Below are 16,269 nucleotides of genomic sequence, written 5' to 3'. Positions count from 1 at the left end.
ATTAATGCGTTAATTCGTCATACCGTTGCGTAATCCGGATAATCGTCTGCTCGCGCTGGTCGTCTTTAAATTTCAGGTGATTCGCGCGTACAAACTTCTTCAATACTTTTGCCTGATCTGGAAATAGATCAAGCACAGATTTTTTGGTTTTTACTTCGAAAAACGCGCCGTTTTTCTGAATGACAAAGCTGTCTTTCTGTAAATAATCGGCTTTGTAAGTGCCACCCGAAATATCTTCATGAACGGTTTTAAGTCGTTTGGCCAGTGCTTTTATGGTTCCATCGTAAATGATTTCATAAAAACCCGTACGAATACCAGCCACACTATCACCCACAATGCGGGTAAACTGGTGCTTCCCCAACGAAAAGGCAGCAATTTTATCCGTACGCAAGGTAAGTCGATAGCCTCCATCAGGCGGCTGAACGGCCAGTTCATCCCGATTAATGTCATACAGCATATTCACATTTCGATACAACACGCCCTTATAATCGACGCTTCCCGTTTGTATCGTATCAGTTACGTAGTACGGATGGACCTGTATGCGGGGATCATGATTAATGTATTGATTGCCTTCGTATATATGCGACTGCAGTTTTAAGGATTTCTCATACAGATCAATAGCCTGGCTTTTAGCCATCTGGACAAATGAACTGTCTACTCTTGCCGTCTGCCCAACTGCATAGTTACTTAACGACAGAACAAGGAGTATAGCTAACGTAGCCTGCATATGTTTACGACCACGCTGATCAGTCAACGTAGCTTTTAGCCCAGAGAAAATGGCGAGATTGACGTCCAACGTATGTAAGGTAGTAACATACAACTAAAGGCTGGATTGCCCAATACTTACTTTGCCAGACAGTCGCTATATCCGTTTTCTATCTTGACGGGCGTATATGGTATTCAGGCTATCCTGAAAGACACGTCGATACACACCAATTTGCACGGGCGCATTAACGGGTATATCGTAACTGGCATTCAAGCGGTGGTCACTGATGATATACGCTACGTTATCCTGAGCAGCCTGCTGAAAAAAAGTGTCCAGGGGTATAGTTCCTTTTTCTTTTTCTAGGAAATAATAATAAGTTAAGCCCAGGATTTTATACGTATCCATTTGACCAAAGAAGAATTCTATTGGTGCAATTACCTTCGTTTGTTTATGCGGCATATAGCTGGACAATAGTGAGTTATGCGCTTCTATATCGGCAGTATTTCTATTCTCCGTTATCACGAAAACGAACTGTAAGATTGTTATCAGGCCATATATAAAAAGCAGAACCTGACCAGTCCGTTTTTGCCATGCGGGCTGCATTGGAAGGTAGTTTACTAACCATCCAGCGCCAAGAATTGCGAACCAGGGCACGAATAACAGAAAATAAATATCAGTGATACTTTTAGTCAGTAGCCAGAAAGAAATAAGTAAAAGAAGTGTATACAGAAAAACAGGTTCTGTCCAATGGATGTGCTTCCTGAAAGCAATGCCGCACAGGATAACCAGGGCCGTCAGCGCAATCTCATTCTGGCCGTAGAAAAAAATTTGATGGTAATCCATCAGGACAGAAAGTTTATCGGACAGGTGTAGGTTTTGTTGAGTAGCCGGATCATTAAGAAACTGCTTTATCAATAGCGCTATATTACCATCAAGTATGGCATCCAATCCGTATAAACTTAGGGTTAAAGCCCCCGCTATCGCAAACAAAAAGGCCAAACGCCAGCCCAGTTTGACAAAAAGCCAGATTGCTCCGGCTAGCAAATAAATTATACCATTAAGGTGCGTCAAGGCTGACAAGCCGGCTAAAAGGCCTGCCAGTATTGGCCTGGGTCGAGCTGAATATCCAGGTGGGTCAAGTGCCAGATAGGAGGCAAAACCCAGGGCCATACACATGGTTTCGGGCCGATTAACGGATATGTACCGAATGAGTGTACCACAGCCAAAATACAGGAAGATTGACAGCCACTGTTGCTCACGGGCGGTGGACCTGCCGTGTAGCCATACCAAATACCCACCGAGTAAGCCAAAGAGGATAGCTACCAGTTTGCTGGTTAATACGGTTACGCCCGTAACAGACATTACGAATGCGCCTGCATACACAAATAGTTTATGAAACACATAGATCCCGTTCTCCCAGCCATTATACCCACGGAACAATTCAGATCTTACCTGACCGTCTCGTATAAACCAATAGGATTGTTCGGCGAACCAGGCTTCATCATAGTACTCGGCTCGATGGAAAAAGGTAATAAATAGACCTATTAGAAGTAAGAGAATGGCCGTTTGGTACGTACGTAATGGGAAAAGCACAAACTTCATAGCGCGAGTAAATTCTCACCAAAACTAATGACAAGAAGTTTAAGTCACTATTTTGCGAATCCCTATACGGCGATATGTGCTGGTTGCAGCGATCAGGAACAACTACGCCAGCGTATTTTCTGGTGAAGTAATCAATTAACTACGTTCACGTTTCTCACCAAATTTGTTCTGGCTATCGTAGGCCAGCCCCAGCCCAACACTGGAGAGCTTGTTCTCGTCGGCGATGGCCGCATTCGGGAAGAGTCGCTTAAATTCGGCTTGCACGGAGTAGACTTCGGTGGTGCCGCCGGTAAGAATCACCAGGTCAATGTCTTGGTTTCTGACGCCAGCCTCCATCAGGCATTGTCTGGCCGACGCAGCAATTTTATCGACGTCCTCCCGTATGGCCTCTTCAAAAACACTACGTTGTATGCCTATGGAAAAGTCTTCCTCGATAAAATCGAACAGGGCTTTATACTCGTATTGATCAGAAAGGACAATTTTCGCCCCCTCGGCAGCCGCTAAAAGCGTGTGTCCGGTTTCATGTTCGAGCACATTCAAAAGCCGTCGGTACCGCTTTTTGTCATGCGATTGATGGAGCAACTGCCGAACCTGCTGAATAATTTTGGGCGTGTACAGGAAGTTGACTTTACTCCATTCGGCCAGATCATGAAATGGTTTTAAGGGAACTTCCAGGTATTTTTCGCCATACGTGCTCCGATAGCCCAGTTCGGGCATGATGGCCGCCAAGCTCAACTCTTTATCAAAATCATTGCCCCCAACCCGAATACCCGTATTCGCCAGAATATCCGAAGAGCGATCTGCTTTGTGGATGTACTGGTTTGATAACCTGATTACTGTGAAGTCGGACGTACCACCGCCCAGATCGGCAACAATCGCCAGTTTCTCCCCGCTTAGCCGGGCTTCGTGCGCAAAGGCCGCGGCAATGGGTTCAAACTGAAATTCGATGTGTTTGAAGCCAATCCGCTGCGCGATTGCTCGTAGCTCGTCCTGCGCTCTGGCATCGGCCGCCGGATCATTATCCACAAAATGGACGGGGCGTCCCATCACTACGTGCTCCAGTTCCTGACCGGCAACGGCATCTGCTTTGTTCTTTATGTGCTTTAAAAAGGACGTGATGATGGACGAAAAATTCATCGAAGCGCCATTCACGAGCGTTCCCTGCTTCATAAGGGGCGTACCCAGCACTCGCTTCAAACTTCGCATAAAACGACCGTCCTGCCGATCGAAGAATAAATTAACGGCCATTCGGCCATAGAAAGCTTTATTGTCGCTACGCTGGAAGAAAATGGCGCTGGGAATGGTTACCTGGGCGTTTTCAACAGGAACAAGGCTGATTTCCCCGTCTTTATCAATGGCTATACTTGAATTTGATGTACCAAAATCTATGCCGCAAGAAATTGTTGTCATTCCGGTCTGTCTCAGATGTCATCGTGCAGAACTTCTCAGGATCAAATGCTTATGATCGCAAAGAAGCGATGTTCACGACTTTTGATGGATAAAAGGGCGCAAATCTACGTTTAAAACCTGATTCTGGCACTAAACGCCCTGACCTGCTGCCCCTAAATCCAGCCATAAACCGGATCGACCGCTAATCAAGGCAAGCGATACGCCACGACGTAGTCACCCAGTTTGGTGCCTAACTTCCCATGGCCGCCAGCCGCAATCACTACGTATTGCTGCCCATTTAGCTGATACGTCATGGGCGTAGCTTGCCCACTAGCGGGCAGCGGAACCTCCCATTGCAAGCTACCATCCTGCGTTTTGAACGCCCGAAAATGTCCGTCCAAACTCGCAGCCACAAATACCAGTCCGCCCGCCGTGACGATCGCACCCCCAAAATTCAGGGAACCCCATTGCCTAGCCTGCGGGTATTTTTCAGGGTCCATCATATACCCCAGCGGCACTTCCCATTCCAGCTTGCCTTTCTGTAGGTTTACGGCCGCCAGAGTACCCCAGGGTGGGGCCGTTTGCATCATGATTCCTTTGTCGCTTTTTGTGAACATATAATCCCGCTTCACCACATAGGGTGTTCCTGACTGCATGCCGGTTTCAGCCCGAAGAAGCGCCTGATCATTCTTCACCGTTTCGGCTAGTTTCTCGCGCGGCACCAGGCGAATAACGGCCGCCATCCGATTGACATTTGTGATGAGCAAACCCGATTCAGGATCGTAACACATGCCGCCCCAGTGAACACCCCCGACATTCCCCGGCGTCATGAGACTTCCCCGTAGCGAAGGTGGTGTAAAAATCCCCTTGTACTCAAGGCTGTCGATACGTTGCTGGGCAACAGCTTTGTCAGCCGGTGTCGGCCCCCAGGCCTCCGCCTTTTGTAAACCCAGTGCGGGTAACGTCGTGGGAACAGGTTGTGTGGGAAACGCTTCTTCACCTGGAACGGTGGAGGCCGGCATGGGCCGCTCTTCGACCGGCAACAGTGGAACGCCCGTTTCCCGATTCAGGATGAATATGTAGCCCGTTTTGGTGCCGACCGCTACGGCAGGAACCGTTTTTCCGTTTTGCATAAAGGGCAGTAACACCGGCTGCGAAGCATTGTCATAATCCCAGATATCGTGGTGGACGGTCTGAAATTGCCAGGCAACTTTACCCGTAGAGGCCCGAATCGCTACAATCGAGTTGGCGCCCAAGTTCTTCCCCAATCGTTCGCCACCGTAGTAGTCGGGACTTGGGCTGGTGGTGGGTATAAAAACCAGGTCGCGTTCGGCATCAGCCGAAATCAACGACCAGGCATTGGCAGCGCCTGTTTGGCCAACGTTTGGGCCTTTCCATGTCTCAAAACCGGCGTCACCTTTGGTGCGGGGAATCGGGTCCCAGCTCCAACGCAAGGCCCCCGTCAATGCATCGTAGGCACGTACTACGCCCCGCTCATAATTAAATCGCTGGTTATCGCCCATTGATGAACCAACCACAATTGTATTGCCAACAACTGCCGGTGGCGACGTAACGCTGATATTACCGATACCCTGCCGCAAATCCACACTACCGGCCTTTCCGAACGTAGCAACGGGCTTTCCGGTAGCGGCATCCAACGCGATGAGTCGCCCGTCGATGGTTGCCACAAAAATCCGTTTCGCTACGTTGCTTGCTGTCGCTTTTACCTGAGGAGTAGGCCAGAACGAAACACCTCTGGACGTGAGTTCAGACAAATCCTGGCGCAGGTAAACATCGGGGTCATAATCCCATTTCTTCTGACCTGTAGCGGCATCTATGGCAAAAACCCGTGAGGTCGGTGTACTGAAAAAAAGTGTCCCATCTACCATGAGGGGTGTGGCTTCAAAAGCGGCTTTTTCCTCCGCATAAGTGCCTTTATACAGCTCTAATTCGCCGGTCCGGAATGTCCAGGCGACGGTTAACTGCTTTACATTGGCCATGTTGATTTGTTTCAGGGGCGAAAATCGCATGCCGCCTGCATCATTTCCGTAATTGGGCCATTCTACTGAATTGGAAGGTTGTGAGGTTAACTGTCCGCTAACAGGCATGGGTCGACTTAGAAGCAGAAGGACCAGTAGGACGAATAGACCCGTTTTTTGTAAGAATTTCATAAAAATAAGCTGGTGAATGTATGTATGAGAGGAGTGGCCAAAGCCTATACTTTCAGGCCGAACAGCACCCGAGTCAATTTAAATGGCCGGATCAAAAATGTGTAAATTACCGCACAAACGACTAAGGACGAAAGGCTTATAACCAGAAACCCACCGTAAATACCGAGCTGAGTTCGCGTCAGTACGTAGTAGCCAATCAGCACGATAACTGTCTGGTGCAAAATATAAAATGGATAAACCGCTTCATTCAGATAAGGCAATATTGGGCGGCCATTCCAGGATGGATTCCTATTCAGGTATCGGTAACCGTAAGCAATCGTTGTCAGCACCGAAAACCAGGTCAGTCCAAGCCGGTTGAAGCTGAAGAGGGTTGTTAGTAACTGAAAATTTTCAACGGTCTCATAGCTAACAAATACCCGTGCGCCATACATAATAACCGTGCAAATCAGCGTAGCGACCAGAAAATAGCGTCGCTGGTCGGCAATTGTCTGCCAGAAATCACGCCGACTCACCAGCATATAACCCATCCAGAACAGCAGGAGGTTTTTCACGAAATACGCCCAGTCATTCACCAGCGCATGCGTCTCATTCGGGAAAAAGCCGCCTAGCGCTACGTCGTTGAAAAGCAGAAAACCAACCAGCCACAGCGCCCCGCCCGGCTTAGCCATGAGTCGACCAAGGCGGTCGGTGAACCGTTGCCCCGATTCGCTTTTTAACCAGCGGAAGAGGGGAATGCTCAGTAGCGAGTAAATAAACAAATAAGCGATGAACCACAGGTGATGCCAGCTAAACGCGCCACCGGTACCGCCTTCCTGATACGGTTGAAAGTTGAACACTTCAGGATAGAATTCAGCATAACTGCCGGTAAACCGGTTCCGAAAAACCCATTCTATATAAATCTGGGGTGGAACGATAACCAGCATCCCAAACAACAGGGGTATCAGCAAACGCCGGAAACGCTCACCCGCATAAGAACCAAACGACCGTTTACGTAACGCGAAGAACGTACCGGCGCCCGAGATAAAAAACATGAGTGGCATACGCCAGCAATGTAACCAGCGCATCACTTCCTCCATCGACCGGCTATGTTCGGCGCTTTTAATGTGCCAGTACCACGACACATAAATCATTCCGGTGTGATGAAACAATAGGGTCAGAATGGCAATGACACGGAGCCAGTCGAGGTCGTAGCGTCGTGCGGTGAGTGTCTGGGGCGCAGAACTTGGAGCATAGGGCACGGAGCGCGTAGTCCGGGAGACAAAGTCAGAGACTATTGGGGGCATTGTAGGCTGCATGAGCTTGTGGTTTGATTTGATGCCCAAAAGTGCACCCTCAATGCCCCCAATGCCCTATTTCCCGACAATCATGAAGTTCATCCCGACCGGGAAGGAGCTTTATGCTCCCTGCCCCAAGCCCTTTGCCCGAAATTGTGCCGGTGTCTGATTGGTCAGCCGCTTGAAGGCGGTGTGAAAAGCCGACGTCGAATTATAGCCAACCCGCTCGGCAATTTCGTCGATCTTGAGGTGAGCCGTTGCGGGATCGTTTAACAACAACTGAGCCTCCCGAACCCGATATGTGGCCAGCATATCGAAAAAGCTCTGGTCAAGCCGATCATTCAGTAGTTGCGACAAGTGATGCGGGGATGTATTCAGTTGTCCGGCTAATTTCGATAGCGACAAATCGCTTTGCAGATAGGGTTTCTGTTCCTCCATCAGTCGCGTAAGTTTTTGCAGGATAGCCTCCTCTACTTCCTCCGACAAAGATGATTTCTAGTATTTCTTTCTCGGCTCAGCCTCTGCTTCCGGCAAGGCGGGTTGTGGTTCTGGCTCATCGACGAAAAAGCTGGAATCAGCCATGACACGGATGCTCGTGACATAAATGATCACCGTCAGGTAACAGGCGAGCAGATAATCGCCCAGATCTTCATAAAACTGCGGTTTAATAATTACGATCAGCGGAGGCAGCACCAGGAACAGGAGACTCTGATTACGTAGCTGGGCCAGCCGGACAGGTGAACGCTGCCAGAACGGCCGGCCTGACTGCCGATACGTTCGGTAAACCAGTACTAAAGCCAGCACATTATAAACCAGGCAGCTGACGATGGTCATTTCATCAATGTAGTCCCGAATGCCGAAAAAATCTTCGGGTAGATAGCTAGGCGGTTCGTGCGCAAACGGAAGTTCGGGGTGATAGGCGTGGAGGTAGTTGTTGTATTTGAGCGCAATGGGCTGATAAAGCCAGGAAATTGAATTGATCGCCCAAAGAATAGCTGGCACAAAATGTAAGCCCCACCAACGCGGCAATCGTCCCCGAAGTCGGGCAAAAACAAAGAAGAAAAACAGCGGAGCCATCACAAAATTGAGCGGTTCCGAAAAGTCAACAAAGGTTAGTACCCGAAACATGTAGTTGGTGTAGCAGAGAAACATCTCCCCGATAACCGCCGACAATGCCAGCATGAGCCAGCCCATGCAACGATTCGATACGCTGTGACCACGTTTGCCAGTGAGGAAAAAAACGCCCAGAAACAGGCCCTGCGCCACCCCCAGCAGGATGATAAACGCGAACAAGTCGAAATGAATGGGGAGTGTTTGCATCAGATCCGGATTACGTAGCGAAAGATAAAAAAAAGACCCATACGGTTTAGGAATCGTACGGGTCCAACTACTGGTAAACCAAACTTTACTTATCGAATTTCCATCTCGAATGGCAAGCGCATCTGAATGCCTTCCAACGTTTTTAGCTTCTTCAAATATTTTACATACGGAGCCAGTTCGCCAAGTTGCGCCTGCATTTTAGCCTCCTCATCGCCCCCAAACGAACTCATCAATTGCTCTACGAATGGTTTTTTACGCGGCTGATATTTCAATTTGTAGTCGCCGTCTTTGAGCTTAGCCGATTGAGCGGCCAGTTTAATGGCATCGTCCAGGCCACCCAGTTGGTCAACCAGGCCAATGGCTTTGCCCTGGGTTCCCGTCCAGACGCGTCCACCCGCAATGGCCCGGAGGCTGTCGACAGGCAAGTTGCGACCGGCTGCGGCCTTACTCGTAAATTCAGCATAGATACGTTCCGTAGACTTCTGCATTACCTGCTTCTGAAAGGGAGTCATCTCATGGGTGCCGGTTGGGAAGTCAGCGTTTTCGTTCGTTTTGACGCGATCATACGTAACGCCAAGTTTATCTTTAAAGAACGTTTCGGTATTGAACAGCAACGCAAATACCCCAATGGAGCCCGTAATGGTGTTTGGTTCGGCCACGATCTTGTTGCATCCCATAAGCATGTAGTAGCCACCCGAAGCTGCGTAATCAGACATAGAACCGATAACGGGCTTGGCTTTTTTGGCCAGTTCCACCTCGCGGAACATAACGTCTGATGCCAACGCACTACCACCGCCCGAGTTTACACGTAGCACAATTGCTTTCACTTTATCATCTAAGCGGGCTTTGCGCAGTTCTTCTACGATTGATTCCGAGCCGATGTTGCTGTCACTGCTTTTGCCCGAAACGATATCACCCGACGCGATAATCACGGCAATTCGGTCTGCGCCCCCCCCTACGTTTTCCTCATCTTTGTCTCGATCGGCGTATTTGCTCAGCAACACGTAGTTGATTTTCTTTTTCGCTTCGATGTTCAACTGTTTGCGGATGACGCTCTCCAGTTCGTCCTGATAGCCAATATTCGTTATCAGTTTGGTACGTAATGCATCTTCGGGCTTTTGGATCACCAGTTTGTCCGCATAGTATTTGAGTGAATCTACCCGCAGATTCCGGCTTTGCGCCACCCGCACCAGCATGTGATTATTGATCGAATTCAGAAAAGACGTAACCTGCAGGCGGTTAGGATCGCTCATGTTATCACGAACAAACGGCTCGACGGCACTTTTGAAATCACCAACTTTGAAGATTTCGGGTTTCACTCCCAATTTTTCGAGCGTACCCTTAAAGAACGACAGTTCGGCATTCAGGCCGTTCCATTCCAGATCGCCAGCGGGATTCAGGTAAATTTTATCGGCAACCGACGCGAGGTAATAGCCTTTTTCGGTCATGCCCTCGGCGTAGGCATACACAAATTTCTTCGATTGTTTGAAGTCGATCAGCGCATTGCGGACTTCTTCGAGAGACGCCCACCCACCGCTTGGGCTTTCGCTTTGCATGTAGATGCCCTTGATGTTATTATCTTCCTTAGCGTTCTTGAGCGCCTGCTTCAATTCAATTAAACCAATGGCATCGCTCGGTCCGCTAAAAGGCCCAAAACCGTTGAACGGATTTTCGTTACTACGTTCCTCAATGGGTATGTCAAGATTTAGTTTCAGTACCGAATTTTCCTTCACATCGGCTTTCTTATCGTCCGACGACGACAAAGCAGCCCCCACCCCAATCAACATCAAAATGCCAACGAATGAAAACACTAATAAGCCAACAACTGTGGCCAGTACATACTTAAGAAACTGTAGCATGAAAAAGAAGCCCTTGTTTAACAGGCCTATTACAAATATAGCCCGGAAGTAAATTCCCAGGCTATAAAAATGTTAAGTGTGTAAAATAACGGACGAATGGTTGTAAAAGCGTGGGGCATGGTGCCAGGCGCATGGTACTTATTCATACTGTATCACCTGCCTACCCTGCGCCTGGCACCACGCACCGTGCATTTTTTACATCAGCTTATAATCGTTGATGGAGGTTTGAATAACTTCCCAGGCCTCAGCCTGGCCGTAGATGTTAGCCAGTTCCATAACGGCGGGCTCTTCAGGCAGGTTTTTATAGGTCAGGAAGTAATGACGCAGCCGCTTCACCACCGCTTCGGGCAGTTGCCCCAGTTCGGTATATTGGCCATACATGGCGTCGCCTTTCAGGACGGCAATGATTTTATCGTCGGCCTCACCTTTATCAATAAGCCGGAACCCCCCGATGGGGATAGCTTGCAGGATTAGATCGCCGTGCGTAATCTCACGCTCGGTTAATACACAAATATCGAGTGGGTCACCATCGCCATGTTCAACAACCCGGCCCGATTTATCCGAAGCAAGGCGCGCAATCTGCTCACCGCAGAAAGTTTGTGGGATAAAGCCATACAACGCGGGAAGGACGTTGGAATACTGCTGGGGACGGTCGATTTTGAGATAGCCCGTGGCTTTATCGATTTCGTACTTTACCGTGTCGGTTGGCACGATTTCGATAAAACAGGTAACTTGTTTGGGAGCTAAATCGCCAATTGGAATGCCATGCCAGGGATGGGCTTTAAAATTACTCTTCATTGAAGTTATTCTAAAAAAATAAAGTGATATGTTGGTTCGTAAAACTGGTTGTAAAAATTCAGCAAAGAGCTCGCACGATTTAAAGAAAAAAGTGGAATAATCAAGGTTTATTACGTAATAAAAAGAGACATTCCGTCCGCTTTCTGCATCAATAGCCCTGCAGGCCAGCAAAAAGCGGACGGAACGCCCGGAACATTCGTAAAAATACGAAGGGAAAATGAAAACTGGTTGTTTTACTCAGTTGACTTTGCCTGAGTCGGCCAGATTAGTAGCAAAACCAACGCGTTCTGCAATCTGTAAATCAGCCGATTTCCCCAGCGATTGCCGCACCAGCATCTCACCCAGAAAACCCGCCAGGAACAACTGAACGCCGAGAATAATCGCGACTAACCCGAAGTAAAACAGCGGGTTATCGGTAGCATTCCGAAACTTGACGCCCTGCGAAATATGGATCAGTTTTTCAACAATCAGCCACACCGCCAGCACTGTTCCGACAAAGAATGACAACGTACCGAACGTACCAAAAAAGTGCATGGGTCGCTTGCTAAACCGATGAACGAACGCAATGACCAGTACGTCCAAAAAGCCATTTACGAAGCGTTCCAGGCCAAATTTGGTAGTTCCATACTTACGGGCGCGGTGTTGCACCACTTTTTCTCCAATCCGGCCAAACCCGTTCCAGTTAGCCACAATGGGCAGATTTCGGTGCATATCGCCGTAGAGTGCGGGCGCAATGGTTTTGACGACTTTCTGCCGGTACGCCTTTAACCCACAATTGAAATCGTGAAGCTGTACACCCGAAATCCAGCGCGAAACCGAATTGAACAATTTCGTCGGTAAGGTTTTCGTAATCGGGTCGTAGCGTTTCTGTTTCCAGCCCGACACCAGATCGTATTTATCCTCAACGATCATCCGATACAACTCCGGAATCTCGTCGGGACTATCCTGTAAATCGGCATCCATCGTAATCAACACCTGTCCTCGCGCGGCCTGAAAGCCACTTTGCAACGCCATTGTTTTGCCGTAGTTCCGATTGAATCGGATACCACGCACGTTTGGATTGATACTCGCCAATCGTTCGACAACAGCCCATGACTCATCGGTGCTACCGTCGTCAACGAACAGAATTTCGTAGGTATACTGGTGTTCCGTAACAACCCGCACGATCCAGTCATGCAGTTCCGGCAGCGACTCGTCTTCGTTGTAAAGCGGGATTAAAACGGTCAGTTGAAGCAATTCGGTCATGTACTTTTCTAAACGCAAATGGCGCTTCGATTATCGCAAAGGTCGCAGAGTTTTCAGAAAATTAAGTAAAAATCGCGGAGCAGCGTCTGGAATTTGGCGGTGTAGGTACGGCCATCCTCTTCATGAATGTTCAGCGTTTCGTCCACAACCGTATCAGCACCAAACGAAAAGCCCGTTATAATTCTGAATATCGGCTTTCGGGAATTATGACGTATGGAAAGCCGGCGGAATGGTCGTAAGCCCGACTCGTTTGCTGAATCAGCCAGTTTTTTCGCTTCATAAGGCGGTAACAGGACCCACCACTCCCCCGCTGGTTTTAATAACCGAATTACCGACTCAACCAACTCTGAAAAAGGCAAGTCATCCGTATGCAGTGCCCGGTTAACGGCCGCGTCGGGCGAGCGGAGGTGATTGGTGTAAAATGGTGGATTGGTTAGAATCTGATCATAAATTCTTGTCTCCTGCCGGGATAGCGTAGCCTGAAAATTCTGTATCCGACTGTGTATGACCCGTACTCGCCCGGCAAATGGACTAGCTCCTACGTTCTCCCTAGCCTGAGAATAAGCAGCGTCATCTATTTCAACCGCATCAATCAGTGCCTCCGGATTGCGTTGAGCCGCCATGAGCGCCAGCAATCCCGTACCGGTACCAATGTCGAGAATGCGTACGGGCGAATCCACTACGTTGGCATACGCACCAAGCACACAAGCGTCGGTGCAAACCTTCATGGCGGTACGATCCTGGTGAATAGTGAATTGTTTAAATCGAAACATGGGATTATTTCCGACCAAAATCAGCTGGATTTTCGCCCCAGACGGTGGTTTCCCACTTCAGCACTGGATTGGCATATTTGTGTGACTGGAGCCAAGTTTCGGCCCGGTCGAGCAAGTCGAAGAGTTCGGCATTACGGTCCGTTTCTTCGAGTTTGGTATTGGCTTTCTTCTTCTTGACCCAGCCAATGGCCGTCCGGGAGTCGGAATAGATGGGAATGTTGCTGCCTTTCTGGTGAAGTAACGCCAACGCATGAACGATGGCCAGAAATTCGCCGATGTTGTTGGTTCCATCGGCATAAGGACCCTTCAAAAACAACTTTTGGCGCGTTGCCAGATAGATGCCCTGGTATTCCATGTCGCCGGTTGCCGTGTTCCAGGCCGCATCGACAACCAGGCTGTCCTGAATCGGTAAACCAACCAGACCGTCTATTTTCCCCTGTTTGCCAGCGGGTTTTGTTGCCTGACCAATGTGAACGTGAGGTTTGTCTTTAAACGCTTTGAGCGCGGCTGCTTTAGAATCAAATGACTTGAACAATGGCTTGGGAAACCCATCCGTCTGGACTTTCGCTTCGTCCCAACTGTCATAAACGCCGGGTTTTCGGCCTTGCCAGACCACATAAAATTTGGGCTTTTTCTGCGCCATTCACTACCAGATTCGATGAAGAGACAAAGGTAGAAATCGCAATAAGTTATTACGTCTAAGAACTTAAAATTATTAACCACAGAGGCACAAAGAACACAGAGAAAAAACATCTTAAAACCAGCATTTAACTCTGTGTTCTTTGTGCCGCAACGGCGGACCGCTCTGTGGACAATAATTCAATCAGTTTGTTATTCCCTGCTCTTTAGTCCTTTCCAAACCAAATACAGCGTCAGACCAGCCAAAATGCTCCAGGCGGTTGTGCGGGCTACGGTAAAGGAAATTGGTGGCGGCATATCCACAATTCCGTTTTCGTCAGTAATCGCTGGTTGTTTAACGTAACGCCCGTCGGAAGATGGAATAGAACGGGCCTCGAAATCATGCGCAAGTTTGTTCAGGCCCAATTCGAGATCGAGCCCGCGTACCGATACGCCATGTCCCGTTCCGGCAGCTAAGGGATTGAGGTTGTTGAGTTTTAGAACCGACTGCTTGGCCGCTTGCCAGTCGTAGGTGAAGTAAGCCGGTGGCCCATGAAATTCTTCACGCTGAGTGGCTACGGCCGTAATCGCATTCTGATTGGTTGTCACGAAGGCATCACCCGCGATAAGTGTCCGATCTTTGTCGCGGAACAACGATACATGTCCCGGCGCATGACCCGGTGTATGGATGGCACGCCAGCCGGGAAGTTCCGGGATTTGCCCATTATCGGCAATGGCCTTGACATGATCGCCAAAATCGCTTGGACCGATCGGGAACACCCAGGACATGTAGGACATGCCGCCCCCGCCAATGGCCGGATCGGGTGGTGGGTAGCTGGATTTTCCCTGCAAATAGGGCAATTCAAGCCGATGGGCATAAACCGGCACATCCCACTCCTCCAGTAACGTTTTCAGCGAACCCGTGTGGTCGGCGTGTCCGTGTGTCAGAACAATGGCTTCGGGTTTGGTACCTTCTCCGAATAGCTCCCTGGCTTTCTTTTTGATGTCGCTCGCATAGCCTGCCAGGCCGGCATCTACGAGTACCCAGGGATTGCCTTCACCGGGTTCACCGATAAAAAATACATTGACAAACAGGGTTTTTAGTCCAGCAACGTCGTCTCTTACGTCATAGGGAGATTTGAAACTGGTACCGGCAGGTAGTGCGACTTCGCTTTCAATACTTTCCATATAAGTCGAGTTTGTTTACAGCTCAACCTCAGGCAAGGTAGATTGTTCGGTATTGTGCACGAACGGTTTACGCGTTTAACTTCGCTCTTCCCACACGCTCGCTACGTTTACAATGACCTCGACCGCCTTCTGCATGTCCTGCACCGAAACCCACTCCAGCCGCGAATGAAAGGCATGTTCGCCCGCGAAAATATTGGGACAGGGTAAGCCCATAAACGACAACCGCGACCCATCTGTCCCCCCGCGAATGCTACGTCGTGCGGCCGATAGACCCGCCCGGCGAATCGCTTCGAGTGCATTGTCGACGACAGCCGGGTGCTGATCCAGTACGTCCTTCATGTTCCGGTATTGTTCTTTCACCACCAGCTGTGCTGAAGAACCGGGATAGCTTTTCAGTACATCGTTGAGCAGGTTTTGCAGGTACGTTTCTTTCTCCTGTAAACCCACTTCGGTAAAATCGCGAATGATAAATTCCAGCACCGCCTTATCCTGATTCCCCTCCATACGCGTTGGATGCACAAAGCCTTCCTTCTCGTCGGTCGTTTCGGGAGAAAGCGCATTTTTGGGCAATGCAGCCAATACATCAGCGGCAATTTTTAGCGCGTTTTCGAGCTTTCCTTTCGCAAAACCGGGGTGCGTGCTCACGCCCTGAATGGTGATCTTAACCGCATCAGCCGAGAAAGTTTCGTCTTCGAGTGTGCCCAGTGCTTCGCCGTCGATGGTATAACCAAAATCAGCGCCGAGCTTCTGAATATCGACTTTCTCGGTACCACGACCCACTTCTTCGTCCGGCGTGAAAAGCAACCGGATCCGACCATGCTTTACTTCTGGATGCGTCAGCAGATAATGAGCTGCATCCATGATTTCAGCCAGGCCCGCTTTGTTATCAGCGCCCAGCAATGTAGTACCGCTGGCCGTAATGATATCATTCCCAATCTGGTGATTAAGATCAGGATGGTCGGCGACACGAATAATTTGTGCTGCATCATCCGGCAGACTAATATCCGACCCGCCCCAGTTCTGGTGGATGATTGGCTTCACACCCGCCCCGGTCACGTCGGGCGACGTATCGACGTGTGAGCAAAAGCAAATCGTGGGCACATTTTCTTTATTCGTATTGGCCGGAATCGTTGCGTAAACGTAACCCCATTGGTCAAGTTCGGCATCCGCAATGCCCATGTCGAGCAATTCCTGTAGCAATACGCGACTCAGATCTTTTTGCTTTTCCGTACTTGGATTGGTCGGCGATTGCGGGTCCGACTGCGTATCAATCTGTACGTAGCGCAGGAAGCGATCAACGGCGGTGAATTGGTAGTTTTGCATAAC

General features: G+C 49.3%; 14 protein-coding genes. All 14 read right to left on the bottom strand.

Going from position 1 to position 16,269, the window contains the following annotated elements:
- Position 1: 1 nt before the first annotated feature.
- Positions 2–796 (bottom strand): hypothetical protein, encoded by a 795-nt coding sequence (locus tag BM202_RS07535; RefSeq protein ID WP_245776560.1) that lies wholly within the window; start codon positions 794–796, stop codon positions 2–4.
- Positions 797–862: 66 nt separating this feature from the next.
- Entirely contained in the window at positions 863–2,308 is a 1,446-nt protein-coding gene (locus tag BM202_RS07530) for a hypothetical protein (RefSeq protein WP_093824554.1), read from the bottom strand.
- Positions 2,309–2,443: 135 nt separating this feature from the next.
- Entirely contained in the window at positions 2,444–3,718 is a 1,275-nt protein-coding gene (locus tag BM202_RS07525) for an Hsp70 family protein (protein WP_093824551.1), read from the bottom strand.
- A 185-nt stretch (positions 3,719–3,903) separates the two neighbouring features.
- On the bottom strand, positions 3,904–5,868 hold the full coding sequence (locus BM202_RS07520; RefSeq protein WP_093824550.1) for a pyrroloquinoline quinone-dependent dehydrogenase: 1,965 nt from the start codon (positions 5,866–5,868) through the stop codon (positions 3,904–3,906).
- Between the two features lie 44 nt (positions 5,869–5,912).
- Positions 5,913–7,163 (bottom strand): acyltransferase, encoded by a 1,251-nt coding sequence (locus BM202_RS07515; protein ID WP_245776559.1) that lies wholly within the window; start codon positions 7,161–7,163, stop codon positions 5,913–5,915.
- A 99-nt stretch (positions 7,164–7,262) separates the two neighbouring features.
- The gene (locus BM202_RS38140; RefSeq protein ID WP_245776558.1) at positions 7,263–7,628 is read right to left on the bottom strand and encodes a helix-turn-helix transcriptional regulator; all 366 of its coding nucleotides are present in this window, start codon (positions 7,626–7,628) and stop codon (positions 7,263–7,265) included.
- Between the two features lie 9 nt (positions 7,629–7,637).
- On the bottom strand, positions 7,638–8,462 hold the full coding sequence (locus tag BM202_RS07510; protein WP_245776557.1) for a hypothetical protein: 825 nt from the start codon (positions 8,460–8,462) through the stop codon (positions 7,638–7,640).
- An 89-nt stretch (positions 8,463–8,551) separates the two neighbouring features.
- Positions 8,552–10,321 carry a signal peptide peptidase SppA gene (gene sppA, locus BM202_RS07505; RefSeq protein WP_093824548.1) on the bottom strand — a complete coding sequence of 590 codons (1,770 nt, stop codon included), beginning with the start codon at positions 10,319–10,321 and terminating at the stop codon, positions 8,552–8,554.
- 195 nt (positions 10,322–10,516) lie between these two features.
- Positions 10,517–11,119, bottom strand: a complete 603-nt coding sequence (locus BM202_RS07500) for an inorganic pyrophosphatase (RefSeq protein WP_093824546.1) — start codon at positions 11,117–11,119, stop codon at positions 10,517–10,519.
- Between the two features lie 237 nt (positions 11,120–11,356).
- Positions 11,357–12,364, bottom strand: a complete 1,008-nt coding sequence (locus BM202_RS07495) for a glycosyltransferase family 2 protein (RefSeq protein ID WP_093824544.1) — start codon at positions 12,362–12,364, stop codon at positions 11,357–11,359.
- A gap of 53 nt (positions 12,365–12,417) precedes the next feature.
- Positions 12,418–13,137 carry a tRNA1(Val) (adenine(37)-N6)-methyltransferase gene (locus BM202_RS07490; RefSeq protein ID WP_093824542.1) on the bottom strand — a complete coding sequence of 240 codons (720 nt, stop codon included), beginning with the start codon at positions 13,135–13,137 and terminating at the stop codon, positions 12,418–12,420.
- Between the two features lie 4 nt (positions 13,138–13,141).
- The gene (locus BM202_RS07485; RefSeq protein WP_093824540.1) at positions 13,142–13,780 is read right to left on the bottom strand and encodes a ribonuclease H1 domain-containing protein; all 639 of its coding nucleotides are present in this window, start codon (positions 13,778–13,780) and stop codon (positions 13,142–13,144) included.
- A 188-nt stretch (positions 13,781–13,968) separates the two neighbouring features.
- Entirely contained in the window at positions 13,969–14,943 is a 975-nt protein-coding gene (locus BM202_RS07480; protein ID WP_093824538.1) for an MBL fold metallo-hydrolase, read from the bottom strand.
- Between the two features lie 75 nt (positions 14,944–15,018).
- Complete coding sequence (gene pepT, locus BM202_RS07475) at positions 15,019–16,266, bottom strand: peptidase T (protein ID WP_093824536.1); 1,248 nt, start codon at positions 16,264–16,266, stop codon at positions 15,019–15,021.
- Positions 16,267–16,269 lie beyond the last annotated feature (3 nt).

This window comes from Spirosoma endophyticum (assembly GCF_900112365.1).
Taxonomy (GTDB): Bacteria; Bacteroidota; Bacteroidia; order Cytophagales; family Spirosomataceae; genus Spirosoma; species Spirosoma endophyticum.
The sequence above is the reverse complement of the archived record's forward strand: the minus strand, read 5'-3'. Positions and strand labels throughout refer to the sequence as shown.

Excerpts from the sequence above, each read along its gene's own strand:
- BM202_RS07520 (WP_093824550.1), bottom strand. The coding sequence starts at position 5,868 with ATGAAATTCTTACAAAAAACGGGTCTATTCGTCCTACTGGTCCTTCTG.
- sppA (WP_093824548.1), bottom strand. The coding sequence starts at position 10,321 with ATGCTACAGTTTCTTAAGTATGTACTGGCCACAGTTGTTGGCTTATTA.
- BM202_RS07500 (WP_093824546.1), bottom strand. The coding sequence starts at position 11,119 with ATGAAGAGTAATTTTAAAGCCCATCCCTGGCATGGCATTCCAATTGGC.
- pepT (WP_093824536.1), bottom strand. The coding sequence starts at position 16,266 with ATGCAAAACTACCAATTCACCGCCGTTGATCGCTTCCTGCGCTACGTA.
- BM202_RS07510 (WP_245776557.1), bottom strand. The coding sequence starts at position 8,462 with ATGCAAACACTCCCCATTCATTTCGACTTGTTCGCGTTTATCATCCTG.
- BM202_RS07485 (WP_093824540.1), bottom strand. The coding sequence starts at position 13,780 with ATGGCGCAGAAAAAGCCCAAATTTTATGTGGTCTGGCAAGGCCGAAAA.
- BM202_RS07530 (WP_093824554.1), bottom strand. The coding sequence starts at position 2,308 with ATGAAGTTTGTGCTTTTCCCATTACGTACGTACCAAACGGCCATTCTC.
- BM202_RS07515 (WP_245776559.1), bottom strand. The coding sequence starts at position 7,163 with ATGCAGCCTACAATGCCCCCAATAGTCTCTGACTTTGTCTCCCGGACT.
- BM202_RS07525 (WP_093824551.1), bottom strand. The coding sequence starts at position 3,718 with ATGACAACAATTTCTTGCGGCATAGATTTTGGTACATCAAATTCAAGT.
- BM202_RS07480 (WP_093824538.1), bottom strand. The coding sequence starts at position 14,943 with ATGGAAAGTATTGAAAGCGAAGTCGCACTACCTGCCGGTACCAGTTTC.
- BM202_RS07490 (WP_093824542.1), bottom strand. The coding sequence starts at position 13,137 with ATGTTTCGATTTAAACAATTCACTATTCACCAGGATCGTACCGCCATG.
- BM202_RS07495 (WP_093824544.1), bottom strand. The coding sequence starts at position 12,364 with ATGACCGAATTGCTTCAACTGACCGTTTTAATCCCGCTTTACAACGAA.